Source organism: Marinimicrobium sp. ARAG 43.8, assembly GCF_050113635.1.
In the GTDB taxonomy this organism is placed as follows: Bacteria; Pseudomonadota; Gammaproteobacteria; order Pseudomonadales; family Cellvibrionaceae; genus Marinimicrobium.
In genome coordinates this window covers 73409-95916 of the sequence record NZ_JBNJLT010000003.1, presented here as the reverse complement: position 1 = coordinate 95916, position 22508 = coordinate 73409, and the positions used below count along the sequence as shown (strand labels likewise).

General features: G+C 57.9%; 11 protein-coding genes. 4 read left to right on the top strand and 7 right to left on the bottom strand.

The window, feature by feature from the left end; genetic code table 11:
• Nucleotides 1–50: 50 nt before the first annotated feature.
• From ACQCLF_RS07665 to radA, 3 genes are all read right to left on the bottom strand, one after another.
• Entirely contained in the window at nt 51–2042 is a 1992-nt protein-coding gene (locus ACQCLF_RS07665; RefSeq protein WP_426985909.1) for a BCCT family transporter, read from the bottom strand.
• Nucleotides 2043–2111: 69 nt separating this feature from the next.
• Entirely contained in the window at nt 2112–3245 is a 1134-nt protein-coding gene (locus tag ACQCLF_RS07660; protein ID WP_426985907.1) for a porin, read from the bottom strand.
• Between the two features lie 126 nt (nt 3246–3371).
• The gene (radA, locus tag ACQCLF_RS07655; RefSeq protein ID WP_426985905.1) at nt 3372–4748 is read right to left on the bottom strand and encodes a DNA repair protein RadA; all 1377 of its coding nucleotides are present in this window, start codon (nt 4746–4748) and stop codon (nt 3372–3374) included.
• Nucleotides 4749–4909: 161 nt separating this feature from the next.
• On the opposite strand from radA, the gene ACQCLF_RS07650 reads away from it, so the two are divergent.
• Nucleotides 4910–6286 (top strand): MATE family efflux transporter, encoded by a 1377-nt coding sequence (locus ACQCLF_RS07650; RefSeq protein WP_426985903.1) that lies wholly within the window; start codon nt 4910–4912, stop codon nt 6284–6286.
• A 153-nt stretch (nt 6287–6439) separates the two neighbouring features.
• Nucleotides 6440–8053, top strand: coding sequence for a glycoside hydrolase family 28 protein (locus ACQCLF_RS07645; protein WP_426985901.1), 1614 nt, complete (start codon nt 6440–6442; stop codon nt 8051–8053).
• Nucleotides 8054–8112: 59 nt separating this feature from the next.
• Here ACQCLF_RS07645 and ACQCLF_RS07640 read toward each other — a convergent pair whose 3' ends face one another.
• The gene (locus tag ACQCLF_RS07640; RefSeq protein ID WP_426985899.1) at nt 8113–8946 is read right to left on the bottom strand and encodes a TatD family hydrolase; all 834 of its coding nucleotides are present in this window, start codon (nt 8944–8946) and stop codon (nt 8113–8115) included.
• A 187-nt stretch (nt 8947–9133) separates the two neighbouring features.
• Here ACQCLF_RS07640 and ACQCLF_RS07635 point away from each other — a divergent pair, with 187 nt between their 5' ends.
• Nucleotides 9134–12055: a bifunctional diguanylate cyclase/phosphodiesterase gene (locus ACQCLF_RS07635; protein WP_426985897.1), complete on the top strand. Its 2922-nt coding sequence runs from the start codon at nt 9134–9136 to the stop codon at nt 12053–12055.
• Nucleotides 12056–12090: 35 nt separating this feature from the next.
• On the opposite strand, the gene ACQCLF_RS07630 is transcribed toward ACQCLF_RS07635, so the two are convergent.
• Both ACQCLF_RS07630 and ACQCLF_RS07625 read right to left on the bottom strand, forming a co-directional pair.
• Nucleotides 12091–15648: a translocation/assembly module TamB domain-containing protein gene (locus tag ACQCLF_RS07630; RefSeq protein WP_426985895.1), complete on the bottom strand. Its 3558-nt coding sequence runs from the start codon at nt 15646–15648 to the stop codon at nt 12091–12093.
• The gene (locus tag ACQCLF_RS07625) at nt 15645–17459 is read right to left on the bottom strand and encodes an autotransporter assembly complex protein TamA (RefSeq protein ID WP_426985893.1); all 1815 of its coding nucleotides are present in this window, start codon (nt 17457–17459) and stop codon (nt 15645–15647) included. Before ACQCLF_RS07625 ends, ACQCLF_RS07630 begins: the two co-directional genes overlap by 4 nt.
• Before the next feature lie 474 nt (nt 17460–17933).
• On the opposite strand from ACQCLF_RS07625, the gene ACQCLF_RS07620 reads away from it, so the two are divergent.
• Entirely contained in the window at nt 17934–20066 is a 2133-nt protein-coding gene (locus ACQCLF_RS07620; RefSeq protein WP_426985891.1) for a di-heme oxidoredictase family protein, read from the top strand.
• 68 nt (nt 20067–20134) lie between these two features.
• Here the strand turns inward: ACQCLF_RS07620 and pbpC are convergent, their stop codons facing one another.
• Nucleotides 20135–22507: a penicillin-binding protein 1C gene (gene pbpC / locus ACQCLF_RS07615; protein WP_426985889.1), complete on the bottom strand. Its 2373-nt coding sequence runs from the start codon at nt 22505–22507 to the stop codon at nt 20135–20137.
• Nucleotide 22508: the final 1 nt, after the last annotated feature.

Sequence of the window (22508 nt, the reverse complement as noted above, 5' to 3'; positions counted from 1 at the left end):
GGTTTGCGGTCGGGTTTGCGATAGGGAATGGGCAAAAAGACGCTAAAACATTATCGAACAGAATGCAGAAAGTGCATGTGCTTCTCGTACTGATCAATGACATCGGCGATCACCTGCTCCGGCGTCCACCCCATGATGTCGTAATCTTGCCCGCCCTCGCGCAAGTATACTTCTGCGCGGTAATAACGCAGCTCTTCGCCGCGCTTACGCCGCACATCACTCATCACGAACGTGGGCGGGGTATAGGGCTTGGCGTGTACGGAGTAGAAGAAATCAATTTCCTCTCCGTGGTACACCTCGATCCAGGTCCGGTCCCGCTCATCACTGGTGACCCGCGCGGAGAGGGACTGTTTTTCAAACTCGGCGGCCACTTGGCTCAACGCCGGTTTGACGGTTTCCTCTATAAAACTCAGGACTTCCTGGCGCCGGGGATGGCGAATCACTCGGGTCAGCCGCTTTTTCCACGAGTCGGGCTGCAGGGCGAGCCGGGGGGCGAGCATCGCTTCTTTCAGGCTGGTTCGTTTCACGATTTCCAGGCGCAGGGCTCTCAACAACCCCCAACACATTAACAGCATGATAAAGGTAAACGGCAGCGCACTGGCTATGGTTGCCGTTTGCAACGCGTCCAGCCCTCCGGCGATCAACAGCACGGCGGCAATAATACCCTCGGTGACGGACCAGAAAATGCGCTGCCATACCGGTGATTCATCTTCGGTGCCGCCGGAGGTCAACATGTCCACGACGAGCGAGCCGGAATCCGACGATGTGACGAAGAAGGTGACCACCAGGATGGTGGCGATAAATGAAGCAATAGTGGACAGCGGCAGAAGCTCAAAGAACTGGAATAACGCAACGGCTTCGTCATTGCTGACTTCTGTTGCCAGCTGGGTAAAGCCCTCTGTCAGAATCAAATGGATGGCCGTATTACCGAAAAACGTCATCCACATGAACGTAAAGCCGACAGGCACCAACAACACCCCGGCCACAAACTCCCGAATGGTGCGGCCACGAGAGACCCGGGCGATAAACATCCCGACAAAGGGGGACCAGGCAATCCACCAGCCCCAATAAAACAGGGTCCAGCCACCGATCCAGTCGCGCGGCTCATAGGCGTTGAGATTGAAGGTAGTATCCACGAGACGGGACAGGTAGTAACCCGTATTCTGTACGAACGTTTGTAGCAGATAGATGGTAGGCCCTGCCACCAGAACAAACACCACCAGCACCACCGCCAGTATCATATTAAGTTCTGATATACGGCGAATGCCGCCGTCCAGCCCGAGCACTACGGAAATAGTGGCCAGTAAAGTAATGCAGGCGATCAACACAATCTGCATCACGGTGCCCACTGGCACATCAAACAGATGATTCAAGCCGGCATTGATCTGTGTGACACCCAGCCCGAGCGATGTGGCAACACCAAACAGTGTTCCCAGTACGGCGAAAATATCAACCGCGTGTCCAATGGGACCGTAAATTTTTTCGCCAATTAAAGGATACAACGCTGAACGAATGGTGAGCGGCAGGTTTTGACGAAACGCAAAGTACGCCAAAGAGAGCGCCACGACCGCATAAATGGCCCAGGCGTGCATACCCCAATGGAAAAAGGTGATGCGCATGGCCTCGCGCGCGGCGGCCGCTGTGGCGGCATCGCCCACTGGCGGGTCCATCATATGCATGACCGGCTCCGCCACACCAAAGAACATCAGGCCGATCCCCATGCCAGCCGAGAAAAGCATGGCGAACCACGACAGGTACGTGTAATCCGGCTCGCTATGGTCGGGGCCCAATTTGATGCGCCCAAAGTCCGAGACGGCCAGCCCTAAGACGAAGATTATGAAAATCGCTACGGAAAGGATGTAGAACCAGCCGGCAGAGTGAACCACCCAGCCCTGCACAACGAGGAAAACTTCTTCGGCCCGCTCAGGGACGATGACCGTTCCGAGAACAAACACCAGACAGAGCAGAGCCGCGCCATAAAAAACCGGAGGATTGATTTTTATCCAACTTGGGGAGGCGCTGTTGCTATTTTCATCAGACATAGTGCCACCTTACTTGAGGTATTGAGTGTGATAGCGGTGCGAGGCACGAGTGCAGACGCACTCCTGCCTTCATAGATAGAAATCGAGAGTGATATACAACGCGTCAAAATCGCCTTCCACGACCTGCCCGTTACGGTCAATGCCGCCATTCTGGCTCAGGTATTCCACATACACCCAACCAGGGCCGTAGTTATAGCGAAACCCCGGAGCGATGGCGTGAACACCTCCCGCCATCGAGCTTTCGGTATCGGGTTCAGCCGCGCTGAGATCAATGTAATAGGACCAGGGACCATGATCGTAACCCAGTTCCAGCGCGTAACGGGTGTTCTCGATCTTGTTCGCCAACCCAGCGCTTTGCTGATACAGCGGGGGCAACTCCCGCTCATTGGTAATCAGCGACGCTTTGGTGTAGAAATCACCAAAACTTCCCTGATAATGCAGAACCGCCGCCCGATGCTCACCATCGGTTTTGTTATCGCCCAGTCCGGTCAGGTCTTGCAACTGACCACTTTGCAGCGACAGGCCGATCCGGTGATCCTGAACAAATTCATATTCCAGATTGCCCACCCAAGTCTGGGTTTTGCGGAAGGTGTCGGAGCTGCCCCAGTGGCCATTATCATCCACCGTGTCGGTACTGGTGGAACCCCAGTCATCCGCCAGGTAAAGCGCCGCATCGTAGTGCCAGCGGTCCCGACTCCCGGAGAGTTTTACGCCAACATCCATCTGGTCACCAAAACCCGCCAGTAAAATATCACCCGGCCAGAAGTTATAGGTTTTCCAGCCGAAAGGCACCTGGCTTTTGCCGACCCGCACAATATCCTGCTCGCCGAGTCGCCATCCGACCCAGGCCTGATGCAGGGTAAAATTATCACCCGTGGAGTTGTTTTCAGGGTCCGTGAAGCTGCCCGGCCCAAAGCGCGTTTCCGCCGAATACAGCCACCGGCCCTCGCCTTCTTCCGCCTCGCCGTTGGCGTAGAGAATCAGGGCTTCCCCTTCGAACGAGCCCCAGGTGTCACGGCTGGTATCGTCATCCGGCAAATAGGCGTAGGTGCCCCAGACTCCGGCCGAAAAATTATGCTCCGCCGCCACCGCGCTGAAGGGAAAACTCAAAATCGACACGGCCGCAACGGCAGGCAGTGTGGTGTATGAACGGGGTTTTGCGAATATCGTGGCCCCCAAGCCAAGCGGATGTCGCTGTACCACGTGCTCCCCCTTTATCAACGTGTAGTGATCAATGTCTTGTTATGGATGCTCGCGTACCCGAGCCCTGGTTAAACTATAGTGTATGTTTTTGGTGACTGCCGAATCGCCTCGTTTTCTCTGGCATTATCATTCTATTGCCGCTAATGCTTCGGACAATGTTCGCACCGCAATCACTTCCAGATCACCGCGATGTTCCCGCGGCGCATTGCTCTTGGGCACGATGGCTTTTTTAAACCCGTGTTTGGCCGCTTCGCGTAACCGCTCCTGACCACTGGGCACAGGACGAATTTCGCCGGACAACCCCACCTCGCCAAAGACCATCAAGTCCTGCGGTAAGGGGCGGTCGCGAAAACTGGACACGATTGCCAGCAGAAGCGCCAGGTCGGCGCTGGTTTCCATGACCCGCACACCGCCTACCACGTTCACAAAGACATCCTGATCCGCCATCATGATGCCGCCGTGCCGGTGCAGTACCGCCAACAGCATCGCCAAACGATTCTGGTCCAGCCCCACGGCCACGCGCCGGGGGTTGCCGGTATGACTGTCGTCCACCAGCGCCTGAATTTCCACCAGCAGCGGGCGTGTGCCTTCCCACATCACCATGACCACCGATCCGGACGCGACATCCTCCGCGCGCTGCAGAAAAATGGCGGACGGGTTGTTAACCGCTTTCATGCCCTGCTCCGTCATGGCAAACACGCCCAGCTCGTTCACGGCGCCAAACCGATTCTTGTTACCGCGCAGGGTACGAAACCGCGAGTCGTTGTCACCTTCCAGCAGAATGGAGCAATCAATCATGTGCTCCAACACTTTTGGCCCGGCCAGAGAGCCATCTTTCGTCACATGCCCCACCAGAATCACTACGGTGCCGGTCTGCTTGGCAAAGCGGGTCAGGTAAGCGGCGCTTTCGCGCACCTGGGAAACGGAACCGGGCGCAGACTGAATGTCAGCCATGTGCACTACCTGGATGGAATCCACCACCATTACTTTCGGTGTCAACGTTTGAGCCGTGGCACAAATGGTTTCGACACTGGTCTCACTCAGCATCTGCAACTTATCGGTTGGCAGCCCAAGGCGCTGTGCCCGCATCGCCACTTGTTGCAGGGATTCTTCCCCGGTCACATACAGGGCGGCCATATCCGCCGCCAGATGACACAGTGTTTGCAAGAGCAATGTACTTTTACCCGCGCCGGGATGGCCGCCGATCAACACCACTGAGCCAGCCACGAACCCGCCGCCGAGTACGCGATCAAATTCCCCCGCACCGGAGCTCAAACGCGGAAGGTCTTCGAGACTGATTTCCGCCAGCGTTTGCACCTGTCCGCTGGGCGCACCGGCATAACCTTCAAACCGTGCAGCGCGATTGGCGGGCGTGGGGCCAAGCCGCACCTCTGACAAACTGTTCCAGGCACCGCACTCACTGCACTGGCCCTGCCATTTCGTGAAATCCGCCCCGCACTCGTTGCAGACATAAGCGGTTTTGGTTTTGGATTTAGCGGCCAAGGTCAGGCTCCGATTGGGGAAAGCACAAGGGAATGCGTCTATTGTGACAACCGGCACTTCAAGGTCAAGGGCTTTTGCCAAAGACGTCCATAACTCCGGTATAGTGGGCAGCCTTCTACGATTGCATACCCCGGACCTTTTTAGGATGGATGAACCTCAGAATGGATGAAACCCATCAGCCATTGCCCACCCCTCCCCAGGCCAGCTTTCTCGCTCAGACCCTGAGCGAGTGGAAAACGCTGGCCCTGCTGGGCGGTCCCATTCTGATCGCACAGCTGGCACAGATGGCCAATGGCGTGATCGACACCGTCATGGCGGGGCATTACCGGGCCGAAGATCTCGCCGCCGTTGGCATCGGCAGTAGCCTCTGGGCACCGCTTTTGCTGTTCTTTTTCGGCACGCTCAGTGCCCAGCAACCCACCATTTCCGGGCATCGCGGATCGGGAGAAACCGCGCAGATCATGCCGGTCACCTGGCAGGGACTGTATATTGCCGGTGTCTCCATGTTGTTGATGATTGCCCTGTTACTCAGTGCCGGCCCCCTGTTGCCCTTATTGGGGCTGGGCCGCGAGACGGCGAGCATCGCCGAGGGCTATTTACAGGCGTTTGTCTGGGGTGTTCCCGCGCTTTTGTTGACGACGTCCTTGCGGGGTTTGACCGACGGTCTGGGCCACACGCGGGTCATTATGGTGATTTCGTTGATCTCCGCCCTGCTGAATCTGCCGCTCAACTATATGCTGATCTACGGCAAGTTCGGATTGCCGGAAATGGGCGGTGTGGGCTGTGGCTGGGCCACGGCGCTGTCCAATACCGTGGCGGCGGTCATTATGCTGGCCTACCTGCACATCAGTCGACATTACCGGCGATACCATTTGTGGCGGGATCGCGTAGCGCCTGACTGGTCGCGCATCCGGGAGCTGCTGCGCCTTGGCTTACCCATCGGGGCGAGCATGTTCGTGGAGGTCAGCATGTTTGGCGTGATTGCCCTGTTCCTGGCACCCCTGGGCGCAATTGTGGTGGCCGGGCACCAGATTGTGCTCAACATCACGGCCGTGGTGTTTATGGTGCCTCTCAGCCTCGGCTTTGCACTGACATTAAGAGTCAGCTTTCTCATCGGTGCCCAAAGCCCCGAAATGGCACGACGCCTGGCACGCACAACATTGCTGCTGGGTTTGGCAATTGCCATGATCAACATGCCGGTTTTAATGCTCGCGCGGGATTATCTGGTAGGGCTGTATACCAGCGATGCCGAAGTCATTGCGGTGGCCACGCGACTGCTGATGTTTGCGGCCATTTTCCAGCTCGCCGATGTCCTTCAAGTGACCGCTATCGGCGCACTTCGCGGGTACAAGGACACGCGAATTCCACTGTTTATTATGATTGTGTCGTTCTGGGGGGTCTGCCTGCCGCTGGGTTACGCACTGACCTTCACCGACTGGATCGTACCGGCGCTGGGCGCGGGCGGTTTCTGGTTGGCGCTGATTGTGGGACTGACTTGTGCGAGTGTGCTGCTGATCACCAGACTTTGGCGATTTTGACAAAACTTAACCACGGGAAGAGGCACCCTTGAACCGATCCGTGAAGGAAAATGCTACTATCGGAAGCCCCGCTGGGTGGTGAGAGCCCACGGGTGATCTTTACTTTATACTGATAAAATACTGAAAACCTCACGGTTTCACTGGGAGCTTATTATGATTTCGTCAACACCTCAGCGGGTGCGACGCGCGATGGGGCGCGTTCAGGTATTGCTGATGGCCAGTTTGCTGGCCACCACCCTGCCAGCTGCGGCGCAAATGGGGGAGGTCCCTCAGGAGATCGCCCCACAGGATGCGCCTTTCGAGATGCCACAGTTACAGCGCCCGAGCTTTCCGGACCGCACGTTCAATATCCGTGACTACGGCGCCATTGAAATGCAGGGCGAGGATCAGGAGGGTGCGATCCTGATTACTGACGCCGTCCACCGTGCTATCGACGCCGCCCACTCTGCCGGCGGCGGACGGGTCTTGATTCCCAGCGGCAAGTGGCTCAGCGGCTCCATTCATTTGCAAAGCAATATCAACCTGCACATCGCCGAAGGCGCCGAGGTGCTGTTTAGCACGGACAAGGACGATTTTCTGCCGGTCGTCCCACAACGCCATGAGGGCGTGGAAGCTTACAACTACGCGCCCATGATTTACGCCTCTCATGTAAAGAACGTCGCCATTACCGGCAAAGGCCTGCTCAACGCCCAGGGCGATCACTGGTGGGAGTGGTTCGAGGAGTACGGCCCCCCGCCGCGCGCCATCGCCACGCAGGTGCCGCTGTCCCGCCGTCACTTCGGCAAAGGGGCTGAACAGGAAGGGATGCGCCCGAGCTTTATTGTGTTCTGGAAATCCGAAGATATTCTGGTGGAAGGCATTCACCTGCTGGACTCTCCCATGTGGAACGTGCATTTGATCTACAGCCAGAACATCATCGTGCGCGATGTCGACATTAACAGCCTGCGGGCACCGAATGGCGATGGTGTCGTCGTGGACTCCTCCCAAAATGTATTGATTGAATACAATCATTTCCAAACCGGTGACGATGCGGTAGTGCTCAAATCCGGCCTCAATGAAGAAGCACTGGAAATCGACATTCCCACCGAGAATGTGATTGTCCGCCACTTCGAGGCAAAAAATGTGCGCACTGGCAGCGGCGGTGTGGTATTCGGGAGTGAAACCTCTGGTGGCCTTCGCAACATTTATGTACACGATGCGTACTTTGATGGCAGTGACCGGGGCATTCGTTTCAAAACCGAGCGCGGCCGCGGCAATGTGATCGAAAATATCTATGTGCGCGATGTCGAAATGAAAAACATCACTTACGAGGCGATCAACTTCAACAGCTTCTACACTGGCCCGCAGGCCATGGGCGTCGCCCCCACCGCGCGCAACATCCAGATCAGCAACGTCAATATCGATGGGGTACCCACCGCCATATCGTTGATCGGTCTGCCCGAGAAATGGGTGGAGGATATTACCCTGAGCAATATCACCATCAAGAATGCCGAAATGGGCGCACGGCTGGTGCGCGTGAAGAATCTGGTGATGAACGACGTGTCGATTGAGTCCGACTCGCTGGCCATGACCATCGACGATGGCTATGAGGTTCATCTGAACAATGTCACCCTGACGGACAATGTCAGCGGTGGCCCACTGCGACTGGAAGGCCGCTACACCGGTGCCATTTTCCTGAATGGTGGCGTCACTCGTGAGGATGTTCAACTGGGCACTGGCGTTTCCTCCGGCGTCATCAACCCGGAGTTGGCACCACAAGCCTGGTAGCAACACCGCCAGGCAATGGGCCCATTGCAACGCCGCTGAGCTTCTGGCCAGCGGCGTTTTTACTGGCGGGTGCTAAGGCACTCAATGAGAGGAAGATTGAAAAATGCCCGTGCCGTGCGAGTGGTGTACGCCGCCACGGCCTCTGGCGCTTCATTGCGACACCGGGCAATTTGCTCCACTACATAGGGCAAAAACGCCGGTTCGTTGCGATTGCCAGTCGGTTTTTCTGGCAACGTCTGGGGCGTCAGGTAGGGCGCATCCGTTTCCACCATGAGGCGCTCAGCGGGAATGTGCTTCACCGACTCACGAAGTACCTCCCCCCGCCGTGCATCACAGATCCAGCCCGTCACACCAATATGACAGTCCAGCGACAAATAATCCTCCAGTTCTTCCGCCGTGCCGGTAAAGCAGTGCACGACAGCGCCCGGTAAATGCGCCCGATAGGCCCGCAACAACGGCATAAATGACTCATGGGCATCCCGCTGATGCAAAAACACCGGCAGGCTCAGCTCGGCCGCCAGCGCAAGCTGCGCTTCAAAACACGTCTTTTGATCGTCGGGCGACGAAAAGTTGCGATTGAAATCCAGCCCACACTCACCGAGCGCGACTACTTCGGCCTCGTTCGCCAGCGCACGAAGCACCGTTTCAGCCGTTGTATCCCAGTGGCGAGCCTCATGCGGATGAACACCCGCCGTGGCATACAGTCCTTGCCGGGAAGCGGCCATGACCTGAGCTTCGCGAGACGCCTGAACAGACGTCCCGGTGATAATCATCTCTGAGACACCCGCCCGGTCGGCGCGCTGCAAGACCGATGACAAATCCGGGCGAAAACGACCGCTGGTCAGATTCACACCAATATCGACCAAGCCAGTGTGGCTCTGGGAAAGCGTCATGGTATAAACTCCAAGTCAATCTGAATGACGAATAACACATTACCTTATGCGCGGCAGGGTCCCTATACTGTCTACATTCCTGCGCGATTCAATAGTCCAGTAGGGGTTGCACTCGACCAATTGTGTGATGACAATATCCGCCCGTCCACTTGTACCTAAGCATCGTACGCTAGCGCGCAAAGCGACGTTGCTGACTTTCGCTGTCAGCTTTAGCCTGGCCCTGTTGATGGTTCTGGCCGAGCGTTCAAGTTACGTCCGCACGCACCAACTGGAACTGGCCTCCCAGACTATCAGTCACGTTCACCTGCTGGAAGCACAGCTGGGGCATTCGTTATCACCCACTTACGCGTTGGCCAGCTTCGTTTACCTTTCCGACAATGTGAGCGCCAACTTCGAGCGAGTGGCGAGCCAGTTGTCGCACTTTTATCCCGAGCTGTACTCGCTTTCACTCTCTCCGAATGGCGTGGTTCGCCATGTTTATCCGCTTGAGAAAAATGCGTCGGTGCTGGGATTCAACCAGTTTGAGGATCAGACACAAGGGCCGGAGGCTCGACAGGCTCTTCTCAACCGCGCACTGACGGTGGCCGGACCCTATCGCCTGGTCCAGGGTCAGGAGGGTATTGTGGGACGCTACCCCGTGTTCAATGAAGAGACGTTTTGGGGTTTCACCAACGTTACTATTCTTCTGGACAACATTCTGGAAACCAGTCGGCTGTACGAACTGGACGATCGAGGTTTTCATTATCAATTGTGGCGCACGCCCCCCAGTGTCAGTGAGCCGGTGTGGATCGCCGGCAATACAAAAGCGACGCTTGGACAACCCGTCGTCCAACCGATTAATCTGCCGGGAAACACCTGGGCACTGATCGCAGCGCCGAAGAGTGGCTGGGTTTCCCCCGCTCGACAAGTATCCAGTATTGCTCTGGCACTGGCCGTCGCCTTATTGCTCGCCTATCTGGCTCGCCTGTTGGTCGTCCTCCGCTGGCACAAAGAGAATCTGGAGCGCGAGGTGGCCGAGCGCACCCAGGAAGTCACGACCAGCCTGGAACGTTATCGCTCCTTGATCGCCGCGTCTAATACCGGCGCCTGGGAGCTTTTCCACCAGAAAAAATTCGTGCAGTGCAGTCCCGAGTATTTTTCCATGCTCGGCCGTCACCTCAGTGATTACCCGATGGACGGCACCCCCAACCTGGACCACGTTTGGCTGGATCTGATTCATCCCGGTGATCAAGAGGATGCGATTGGGTGCTTACACCGCTATCTCAGCGGGGGTGGCGAGGGTATGTACGAGAACCGCTATCGAATGTGGCACAGCGACGGATATTGGGTATGGATACTCTCTCGGGGTCAGTTACTGCACGATGCGGAAGGCACCCCCAAAGGCGTCATGGTAGGCACCCATATCGATATCACCCAGCAGGTTGAAGACCGGGAGCAGCTCGCGCTGGCCGCTCAGGTATTTGAACAAAGCAGCGAGGGCATATTGGTCACCGACGCCTCACAAAACATTGTCATGGTTAACAATGCCTTTACTCGTATTACCGGGTACAGCGAGGAAGAGGTACTGGGTAAAACCCCTCATTGGCTGGCATCCGGTCGCCACGACAGCCACTTTTACCATCAGATGTGGCTGGATCTGCGGGAACAAGGCGCCTGGCAGGGCGAGGTCTGGAATCGCCGCAAAGACGGTGAAATTTATCCCCAATGGTTAGCTATCTGTGAGGTTCGGGATGCTGAGGGAACGCTGACGCATTATATTGGTACTGTCAGCGATATCAGCCAGCTCAAAGAAGATCAGGCCGAAATTCACCGACTGGCTTATTACGACCCGTTAACGGGCCTTCCCAATCGTTCGCTGCTGGAAGAGCGCGCCGCTCTCGCACTCAAGCTGGCCAATCGCAGTCACGACAATCTCGCACTCCTGTTTCTTGATTTGGATAACTTCAAGAACATCAATGACTCACTGGGCCACAAGATCGGGGACCAACTGTTACAGGCGTTTGCGCAACGCATTCAACCACTCATACGCGAAGAGGACACCTTTGCACGCCCCGGCGGCGATGAGTTCGTTATTCTGTTGCCAGCCACCGATGCCAACGGCGCGGCGCACACTGCACAAAAGCTTTTATCGCTGTTAAATCAACCGTTCAATATCAACAATTACGAGCTGGCGATTACCAGTTCCGTGGGAATTGCCTTGCATCCCTCGGACGGCGAGACATTGAGTGAGCTTTACACCAATGCCGATATCGCCATGTATCGCGCCAAGAAAAAGGGCCGTAACACCTACAGCTTTTTTACGCCCGAACTGCAAGGCCACTACATGCGCATCATGCAGGTGGAGAACGCTTTACGCCGTGCCATTGAACAAAACGAACTGGTATTGCACTACCAGCCCCAGAAGGAATTACTCAACGGCAACGTCGTGGGACTGGAAGTGCTACTGCGCTGGAATCATCCGGAGCTCGGCCCGGTTTCCCCCTGTGAGTTTATACCCATTGCGGAAAGCAGCGGCCTCATTATCAACCTGGGCGAATGGGTACTCCGCGAGGCGACCAAGCAATTGCGACATTGGATCAACAGCGGGATCGCGCCTCCGAAACTAGCCGTCAACCTGTCTGCGGCACAGTTCCAGCGACCCAACCTGGTTGAAGTCATCTTAAGGATTTTGCACGAGTCCGGGCTGCCGCCGGAATATCTGGAACTGGAACTGACGGAGAGCATTACCATGGATGACCCGGAACGCGCTGTGCTTATGATTAACCGTTTGTACGCCGAGGGCGTCACCCTGTCGATTGACGACTTTGGGACGGGCTACTCGTCGCTGGCTTACCTTAAACGTTTTCGCATCAGCAAACTGAAAATCGATCAATCGTTTGTACGCGACATTTCCCGAAACAATGATGACCGAGTGATTGTCAGCACTATCATTACGCTGGCACACAGCCTGGGCTTGCGTTGTGTTGCCGAAGGGGTGGAGACGCAAGAACAACTGGAATTTCTCGCCCGCCTGGGCTGCCACGACATCCAAGGGTTTTATATCAGTAAGCCGATGGATGCTGTGGCAACGGAAGCTTTTTTACGACGAGCGTCAGAAACACCCGGCTGAACCTCCGTTATACCGGTCAACAAAACGGGGTACGTTCAACGTTCAAATTTATAAATCATATCCACGCTCTGCTGCAAACCGGATTCAGCCTCCAGCCGTAACTCCTCGGTCAGCTCATAACGCAACCCGACGCTGTTGGTCTGATCGAACAGCCCAACGACATAACGTACAAAGAGCTTTGGCGTCAGGTATTTCCCGATGTACAGCGAGCTTTCCGTCACATTGTCCTCAGCCTGAATGCGGAACTCATCCAAGCTGAACGTATCGGCGATTTCCGCCGTGATAAAACCGCTACGCTCTAACCCCAGGCTGCCGATGGCATTGACCAGCATGGAGGCATCCGCCGACGAAGAGCGGGATAACGGTTTGCCCGTCAGCAAAATCGCCATCGCCTCACTGTCCGGCAACGAGGGCGTAGAAAACACCCGACTGCGAGGGCGCTGCAGGGTGCCCGTGATTTCCAGTCCGGCGGTTATCTCATCAGCGGTTCGGGTCGCGCGAATATCGAGGCCGGGATTGTCATAGGGCCCCTGAAAAATCAGCCGGCCCCGCTCGATAGTCAGGTCCTGCCCATAGGCTTTATAGCGGCCCTCGGCCACGCCCACTTCGCCAATGGTGAGCAAACCTCGCTCGGGATTCTGAATCACCTGTAGTTCACCCGACAGGCGGCTCTGCAAGCCGAAACCCTCGAAACGAACATCGTCCCCCAGGGACAGGTTTAAATCCATATAGAGTGAGGCGCCTCGAAGGGTGCCGTCCTCATCCGATTCTTTCAACACGACGTCATCCGACGTTCGTGTGGCGGACTCGGGCAACGTTTTGAAGCGGGCCAGGGCTTTGGGGATAACGGCATTGCCCGTCAGGTCAATACGCTGGGGCGTCATCGTCAGGTTTAAGTCCGGACTGAGCAACACCAGCAACTCGCGGGTATTGAGCGCCTGAAAGTTTTCACCGCTCACGCTCGCCTGAATCTCCCGGTCCAACTGCCAGGGTTTATCGATGGCCCCTTCAAGCTGCAAGGTGCCATCCCCTGAGGTGACAGCAGCGCTGAGATCCACATGCTCGGGCCGCGCCTGCGCTTCAAAGGTCAACGCCTCCAGGTGCAGCCCGAATTCCGGCAGCTTGGCCGTGCCCTCACGCAGTGTCACCTGCCCGCTGACTTCCGGCTGAGGCACCGTTCCCGCCAGCGTCAGGTCTGCATTCAGGACCCCGCCAACTTCGCGCACCTGCGGCACCAGGGCCTCCACCGGCTGCAGCGAATCCAGTTCTGCGTGTATTTCGCCGCTCAACGACTGGGTGTCCAATACCATGCCCACGTTGGCCTGAACACGGCCAACGTCGCCCCAGTCGCTGAGCAAATCGGCCTGGACGTTCTGTCCCTGCCAGCTCGCCGTCAGCTCGGTGGCCTCCCACTGAAATACTTCGGCGTCCTCTTCGCCAAACTGGTAACGCAAGGCGCCATCGCGGGTGCTCAGGTGGAGTGAAGCATTGGCATCACCTTGGGCGGGCAACAGCGCTTCGAGCCGCCCTTCCAATGTGCCTTCCAGAGTCACGGTATCCTGCAACCAACGCTGCGCCAGGCGCAGCGGTAAGCCTTGAATCTGAGCCACGGCGCTGCCACCGCCTTGCGGTTGCCATTGACCGTCCAGGCAAATACGTCCATCAGCGGGCCGGTCCGGACGCTGCCCGTCCCGCAGCTGCCAGCGCGCCCAGGGGCTCAGACACAATGATCGCAACACCAGCTCTTCCGCGGACAACACCAGGGGGGCGGGGGATTCGAGTTCCCAGACCAACGGATCCGGCGGTGACAGACGCAAGGCCGTCATCTCGCCCTCCCAGCTGGCCTCTCGATACCCGCCGGCCAGCGATAGACTGAGCTCTCCCCAGGTCGCGGTGCTGGCACTGAATGAGAGTTGGTGGGCTTCAACGTCTCCCTGACCGCTCAGCCCGGCTTCGTTGATTTTCACACCTGGCAATTCCAGCCCCTGGGAGGCCAGGCTGACCTGATACGCCGATCCGGTTCGTTCCAGCATCAGGGCAAGATGTTTCAGTTGATACGCTTCGAACGCCGCGTCACTGGCCGTCAGTCGAACCCTACCTTCGGGCTCAGAGGGCGAGCCGGACAAGGCAAAGTCCGCCTCCAGCGAGCCCGCCAGACGCGGATCAAGCTGGGACAATATGGGCGCTTTGAGATCACCAGTGATTGCCATTTGCTGGTCGCTCAGGTTGCCGTCCAGACGCAACTGGTTCGCTCCGAGCGCCAGGTGAAGCTCAGAGGCCTCGACCCCATCGGCATCGTAGGCCGCGTTGCCGCGCAGCAGTAAAGCCATGGCACGCAGGTGACCGGCGATATTCAGCTCACTGACGCTGGCCTGAAGGCCCTGCGCCGCCATGGCACCCTGGGTTTTCAATCCACCGCCGATGTCACCCGGCCAGCCCGCCAACGCCGGCACTGGCAATTCTGCCGGGTTGATCGCTTCCAGATTCACGGCCAGATCCCAGCGGGGCTCGGGCGCCCAGGCGACGTCGCCACTGGCCGTCACCGCACCACGCGGCAGTTGCACGGCCAGCGATTCCAGTTGCAGCGCTTCCATGCTGCCACGCCCTTTGCCGGTCACATCAAGGCGGGGAAAACCCTGGGCCTGACCGGTAATCGACACATCCAGATGGTAGTCACTCATCCAGCCGTCGAGCACCAGTCGACCACCGGTCTCGACCGTCGGCCAGTCCTGTGGGAACAGCGCCGGTGGCAGAATCTGGGAAGGCCAACTGGTGTCAAACAACACTTGTGGCTCATTCTGATCATCATCCAGATTCGGCCAGAAACGAATGTCACTGGTCAGAGTGGCTGGCGCCGTCAGTCGGTGGTTGGCGGTGATGCTGGTCAGATCGCCGTTGATATCAGCGTCGCCGCGGAAGGTCATGGGCTGGCCGCCGAGATCCTCCAGTGTGTAGTGCCAGCGCACGGCCAGGTTGGAGTCGTAGGGGTACCGCAAACCTGTTCTACCGTCGACCTCCACTTCAAACGCCGGCGCCACCACCGTCAGATCCCAGACACGCAGATTGAAAGTTCCCAGGCTAAGGGTGCCGCTGACGCGGTTCAATGCCGTTTCCGTACCCTCCCTGATAACGCGGATGCCGCGCAGGTCTACGCCCCCCAATTCTATGCGTATCGGCAAGGCCAGACTGGGCCATACCCTCGGCTCGTTGGTGTCCGGCTCTGGCTCATCCGAGGGCGGCGGAAGGTGCAACTCAACGGCGGTCGCCCGTAACGACTGAACGGACACGGCGCTGTACAGCAGTGCCAGCGGCTGCCAGCGAAAGGATAGGCCCTCCACCCGGTAGTGCTGATCCTCCAAGTGGTATTCCACCCAATCCAGGTCCATACCGGTAATCAGGTTGCCACTCATACCCTCAAACGTGAGCGGCAGCCGTTGCGCGGCCTGATTCAAGGCCCAGCGGCTGCCCGGCTCAGTCGCTACGATGGCACTGACCAGAGCCAGGATCAGAATCACCAACGCCAGCAGACTCAGCACGGCGATTTTCAATGCTTTCAGCAGTCTCCAGATCCAGACGGTGTAAGACCGGCTCATAAATCCGGCCCCATGCTCAGGTGCAGACGCCACCCCTCATTGCCGTCAAGCGCTTTGGCCACGTCCACACGGACCGGACCAATGGGGGAAATCCAGCGGATGCCCAGACCCACGCCCCGCATCATATCCACATCACCATTGTTAAAGGCATTCCCCTGGTCCATAAACGCGGCCACGGCCCAGTTGTCCAGAAACCGGTAATCCAACTCCACACTGGTGGTTAACAGATTATTGCCACCCACCACCACGGGCTCTCCGGTTTCCGGACTGATCTCGGTCGGACCGATCGATTTATAGTCATAACCGCGTACGCTGGAATCACCACCGGCAAAGAAGCGCTGGGAAACCGGCAATTCGTTGAACTCATCCACCTCTGTGCGCCCTACTTCACCGCGTACGATGATTCGACTCCGCTCCCCCAGGCCGTAAATACCTTTGGCCCGCACATAAAGTTGCACAAAACTGGTGTCGGAACCGAGACTGGAGGGTGACCCGGAAAGACGCCCGAGGACGTTCCATCCAGACATGGGGTAGGTGCTTCCATCGCTGCGGGTACGGGAAAGACTGAACGCTGGCACCAGCAGGTCTGAGCGCTGCTCGGGCTGATCCCCCACTTCGAAGTATTCACGCTCGAAGTTCAGCGAGTAGGTTTGTAACCATTCACTGCCCTCTTCGGACCGGGTATAACTGGTACCGAGCGTGGTAACCGCACTGTTGGTGTCTTCTGTTTCCTCATTGCGATACCCAGTGTACAAGCGCACCGTCTCATGCGCCGGTCGGCTCATTGGAATGCTGTAGGCCGCCTCCAGATCCGCACCAATCTCTGAGACCTTGGCATCAGCCCGGAAGGAGTGTCCGCGATTGTTAACGTAGCGATTCTCATAGCCCAGCAGCACCCTGGGGCCGGTGTCCGTCGCATAACCGGCACCAATGGAGTAACCGTGTCGTTTGCGGCCTTCCAGCTCGACCAGAACCGGCACGGCTTCTTCCTCCAGCTCTTGCAGCCGCGGGCTGACACGTACCGAACGAAAATAATCGCTGGCATTCAGGCGGCTTTTTAATTCAAGCAGAGGATCGGTATCGTAAGGTTCGCCCGACTCAAAGGTGAGGTACCGGCGCAGGAAATCTTCATCCAGAATATCGTGCTGCAACCGAATCTCGCCAAAATGATAACGAGGCCCCGTGTTGTAAATCAGCTCCATTTCGGCCGTATTGGCCTCCCGGTCTACGACGACGCGAGAGCGTTCAAACTGCCCCTCAAAATAACCTCGCGCTGAAGCCAGCATGCCGAATCGGCTCTTCAGCGACTCATAGCGACCATGATCCAGCGGGTCGCCCACGTCCAGGCCGGGGTTGCTCTTGATCGAATTAAACGCGCCATCCTCACCGCCCTCGCCGTTAATCACAATATCGGCCTTGGTGAGCCGCACAGGCTCGCCCGGGTTGAGCGTCAATGTCAGCGACCAGCAATCATCGCCCTGGTTCAGCTCGCGCTCTGAGGTGAGCTGATAGTATCCCAGCGCTTCGGCCGCAGACTGAACCTGACGATCCAACTCCCGCATTCGTGCCCTGAGACGCCAAAGCGGCGTGTCGCACGGCTCATCTGCCAGAGAAATAAAGCTGCGAACGTTATCCCGCAACCGATCCGAACCGCCTTCTATGTCGATGCTCGGTGTGGCTGCCTGCGCGGTGGAAGCAATCCCTGCCAGTACGCCCAGGCTCAGAAGCCCACCAAAACGCCGACTTAAGGAGCAACTTAAGCACCGAAGCCGATCTTTGGAGGGGCGAATTAAGGAACACAATATCAGCAAAATCTCAATCCGATCAGTCGAGGGATCATCCAGTGAGGGGGCTACTTTAACGGTTTGACCTCGTGTCTCAAAGCAGGTTGCGGACAAATCCAGAGAATTTCTTCTCCCGACAGGCCCTGTGTACCCATCAGTGAGTGTTCCAGATCATCCAAAGCCGGATAAAAGAAAGGGGTTGCTGGGTTAATGATCGGGCTTGCCGTCCGGCCGGTGAATCTCAGCGTAGCGTTTGTTCTGCAAAACAGCTGCGGGTGAAACCGATGCGGCCTTGGTGCAACATGCGGCGCTTTTCGTCGAGGAGGTCAAAACGGTAACTGCTGGATCACGATTTCATGGTGAATTCGGTCACATTCTGATTCACTGTCAACAATAATTATTTTTGAAGAACATCTGCTTACCGGATAATGAAAACCCGAAGCACGCCGATCCGTTGACCGCCGCTCCCCGGTGGCTATAACGTTTATTTTGGAGTACGTAATGATGACGCTTTGCTTTTTTTCTAAAACAGCAGTGGAAAAATGCAGGGCTAGGCAATGGCTACTGATCCCGCTCCTGGCGTTGACGATCCCGGCGTGTGGTGGCGGTGGCAGTGGCGGTACCGAGACGGACAACGACACCACACCACCGACTAACGATACACCTCCAACCGATTTACCCCCCATTGATCGGCCGGAACCGGAATTTGAGCCGCCGTCGGGTACCGACATCAGGCCACTACCGAGCGCGAAGGGCGGTGGACATGCCTTCGTTCGCCGCTTCGATGACCCGAATGTCACCGGCTTTGGCTGGATGAGCCCCGGCGATTTGCTCGATGACTCTACGTACCTGAGTGACGGCGCCCCGTGCCCGGTCGTGCCTAAGCCAGCGAACAACCGGCTGTTGCATCCCGACAGCGGCTATGACGGCATTATCGGTGCCAACGACGGCTGCAGCGTGGTGTTCGATACCTATCCCGGCCACCGGGCCATGGCGGCGAATGCCCATAATGTTTTAGTGCCAACTGACGAATCTGTCGCGGCGCGCCCGCTTAAAAAAGGCGACATTATCGAGTTTACCAGCTCGTTCTTTTCCACGCGGGAAGCGATGGATGCCATCGGAGATGACGGCGCCGTTCGCTACTACACCAACGAACTGACATACGTGATGGGTGAAGGCTTACGCCCCTGGTACGGGGTGCAACCGCGCTTGATGAACGAACCGCTGCCCAAACGCACCTTGCAGGGTGGGCTGGGCTCGGTGTCTTACGATTACGCCGACAATGCCCACTTTATTTTCCAGCAGCCTCACAACAACATCGGCATGCAGAATATTCAGCGTTTTATGGAGGGCCGTCGCTGGCTGCACACGAATTTGTGGAACGGCGTGCACAACGAGGCTGGCAACGACCGCAATGACGCCGGTCGAGGCCTGCAGGGGCAGCACTTTAACCAGTCCACCTGTGTCGGCTGCCACATCAATAATGGTCGCAGCGTCGCACCAGTCGCGGTGAATCAGCGGCTGGACACGATGGTGGTGCGCGTTGGTGCCGAGCGTGAACCGGCTAATGGCGACTATTTACCGCACCCGCTTTACGGGCAAAGCCTGCAAATGAACGCACGTTCCATCCATACCAACCAAGCCGGCCAGACCGGTGCCACCGAAAACTGGGGCAATGCCGCTTATGTCTCCGGCTTTGAGAGCCGCCGGGCCACTCTTGGCGATGGCACACAAGTGGAATTGCGCCAGCCCGACATCGCTTTTGAAGGTCCCGAGCCCGACGCGTATTCTTTGCGTTCGGCCCAGCCATTAATTGGAATGGGATTACTGGAAGCTATCGCCGATGAAACTATCCTGGCGCGCGTTCGCAGCACACCCGATGCGGACGGAGTGCTGGGAACGGCCAACTATGTGTACGACCCTGAAACGGGTGAGGTGCGTTTAGGCCGATATGGCTGGAAAGCCGGCAAAGCGAGTCTGCGTCATCAAGTGGCCAATGCGGCATTGCTGGATATGTCGGTGACGTCTTCGATTTACCCCAATCGCCAATGTCTGGCCGGGCCTCAGTACTGCGACCCGAGCAGCGGCACAGAAGCGGGCCTGCCCGATGATGCCCTGGAGCTCATGACAGACTACTTGCACTTGCTGGCGGTGCCGGCACAGCGCAGCGTCAGTAGCGGTTTTCCGGAGGGCGTGGCGCCACTCGCCTACTTAGCGGTGAATCCAGATCAGATCGCGCAAGGCGAACAAGTGTTTAAAGACATTCGCTGCACCGCGTGCCACGTTAGCAACGTGCAAACCAGTGCGCGCTCCCGCTTTGCCGAAGCCCGCAACCAGGCCATCCGGCCCTACACCGACATGCTGTTGCACGATATGGGCGAAGGCCTGGCGGATAACTTTACCGAAGGCCTGGCCAATGGTCGCATGTGGCGTACCCCAGCGCTATGGGGTATCGGCTACACCCGCTACGTGGCCGGTGACATTCCCGTCGGCTATTTGCACGATGGTCGCGCCCGCACGCTCACCGAAGCGATTCTCTGGCACGGCGGCGAAGCCGAAGTTATTAAAAATCGTTTTATCGACTTAAGCGGTGAAGAGCGGCAATCGCTACTGGCTTTTTTGAACTCCCTGTGACGAGAATGATAAGAAGCCCGACTGCGATCAGAAACCGGGGGAGTGATGATGAGTGACGATGAACGCCCTCACTCCCCCAGCACCTTGAACCAGCGTTCCAATACATAACCCTCGCCGTCGACCAGCCGGAGTTTGTGCCAACCCGGTTGAAGAAAAACAGACTGCTCATGAAAGGTTCGCGTACGCCCGAGGAAACGGTCGTCCAGGTGCCAGAACAACGAGGTATCTCTCTGCCGATGTACCGCCTGTAACACCACCCGCCCCCGGCGGCCACTCAGCTCGATCGGAATAAATACCTGACTGCCCTCCCTCGGGTACAACAAGTCCATGGGCTGATCATCCGCATAACGCGCAACGTCGCCAATGCAGTCGGATCGCCACGGTGGTATGGCCGCGTAGTCACTGTGGTATTGCCGCCAGAAGTGTGCCTGTAACGGCGGCAGCACGAAGCGGTCTTCGGAGCGCATGGCGGACACACGCTCGCACCCGGCATGCACCCGAAACCGACCGGACGCATCGAGGTGCAGGCGTTGATAGTGCGGCGTTACTGTTTGAAAGTGACTGGTCCGCGGTATATCAATCCTGTGCGCTTCACACTGACCACCGGCCAGGTAACCATCGGTCTTGCACACCGAAACGGTTTTCAGAGCTTGTTGCGGTTTGGGAAACCAGCGGTGGCGCCCCAACTGCTCAAAGACATCGAACAATACGGGTGCGGCACTGTGTTGACCACTGAGCGTGGGCGCCGCTTCACCGCCCGCATTGCCCGCCCACACGCCCACGGTGTAGCGACCATTACTGCCGATGGCCCATGCATCTCGCAATCCGTAACTGGTACCGGTTTTCCAGGCAATGGCCTGGCTGCCACTGAAATCCCGCCACAGACTGTCAGCGCCGGGCCGAACTACATTGATCAGTGCCTGCAGCGTCAGCCACGACGCCCCCTGGCCGAGATTGGGTGTGGGCAGTACCGGCGGTCGCTCGCCTTCGAAACGACGGGCATTGTCCCGCCATTCCCCATCCCGGGCATTGGCGGTCAACCGCGCATAGAGGTTGGTCAGTTCCCACAAGGTGCCTTCAGCGCCGCCGAGAATCAGGCTCAACCCGTAATCGTTCGCCGGCCGAAACAGCTTGGTTAATCCCAGATCTTGCAGCTGGTGGTGGAAGCGCTCGATGCCGTGCGCCTTGAGCATGTGCACAGCGGGAACATTTAACGAGCGCGCCAGCGCATAGTGGGCTGGCACAGCGCCCCGATACTGACGGTCGTAATTTTCCGGTCGATAGCCGCCAAAATACGCGGGAATATCCGGCACCAGGGTGGTCGGTAAAAGCGCTCCGCTGTCGAGCATAGACGCATACAGCAGCGGCTTGAGAATACTGCCGGTGGAGCGGGGGCGCTGCGCGATATCCAGCGCCGGGGCATACTGTACATCACGGCTGGCCGCTCGATTACCCAGGTAAGCGCGAGTGGTCATGGTACGGTGGTCGATCACGATCAGCGACAGATTGTGTACGCCATCGCGCGCCAGCCGCTCGCCGTGCTGCTCGGCAATACGCTGAGTCGCTCTTTGCAAATCCGCATCCAGGGTGCTGTAAAAAACGGCCTGTTCGGGGAATTCACTTTCCAGTGAGGTCAGCATATGCGGAGCCAGCCGGGGCAAGGCACGCGGTTGATCGGGCAGCGGTTCGCGCAACGCCAGCTCCAGATCCAGAGGACTCATGGCGTTCTGGGCGGCCAATTGACGCAACAGCGCGTTGCGCCGCGACTGCAATTGCTCGCGATGTCGACCGGGGTGAATCAACGCCGGGCTGTTGGGCAGCACGGCCAGCGTTGCCGCCTCGGCCCAGGAGAGAGCCTGGGGTTCGCGCCCAAAATAACGCCAGGCGGCGGCGCGCAACCCCACCACGTTACCACCGTAGGGTGCATAACTGGCGTACAAACCCAGCAGTTCGTCTTTCGTAAAATGCCATTCCAGATGCAGGGCACTTAACGCTTCAAGCGCCTTGTTCCCGAGCGTGCGCGGCGGGTCATCGCGCAACAGGCGAGCCAGCTGCATGGTCAGCGTGCTGCCCCCGCTGGTGACCCGCCCGGCTCTGAGGTTACCCCAGGCCGCACGCAGTATGGCAACGGGGTCAACGCCCGGATGCCAGTGGAAACGGCGGTCTTCAAACGTCAGCAACGCGCGACGATACTTCTCCGGAACGGTGGCCACCGGCTCGAAACGCCATTGCTGGTCTGTGGCGATGCGCGCCCCAAGTAACTCGCCATCGTCGGCGAAGAGTACTCGGGCGTAATCACGCTGTTGCAGCGCCGGGGGCAGCGGCCACCACGACAGTGCCGCCAGACACAAAAGAATGAACAGCAGCGGCACCCCCAGCGCGACCGCCCGCCATGCGCTTCGTGCGCGCCGCTCTCCGGTTTTTTTAGAACGTCGTCGCAAC

Excerpts from the sequence above, each read along its gene's own strand:
- ACQCLF_RS07665 (WP_426985909.1), bottom strand. The coding sequence starts at position 2,042 with ATGTCTGATGAAAATAGCAACAGCGCCTCCCCAAGTTGGATAAAAATC.
- ACQCLF_RS07650 (WP_426985903.1), top strand. The coding sequence starts at position 4,910 with ATGGATGAAACCCATCAGCCATTGCCCACCCCTCCCCAGGCCAGCTTT.
- ACQCLF_RS07645 (WP_426985901.1), top strand. The coding sequence starts at position 6,440 with ATGATTTCGTCAACACCTCAGCGGGTGCGACGCGCGATGGGGCGCGTT.
- ACQCLF_RS07640 (WP_426985899.1), bottom strand. The coding sequence starts at position 8,946 with ATGACGCTTTCCCAGAGCCACACTGGCTTGGTCGATATTGGTGTGAAT.
- ACQCLF_RS07630 (WP_426985895.1), bottom strand. The coding sequence starts at position 15,648 with ATGAGCCGGTCTTACACCGTCTGGATCTGGAGACTGCTGAAAGCATTG.
- ACQCLF_RS07620 (WP_426985891.1), top strand. The coding sequence starts at position 17,934 with ATGATGACGCTTTGCTTTTTTTCTAAAACAGCAGTGGAAAAATGCAGG.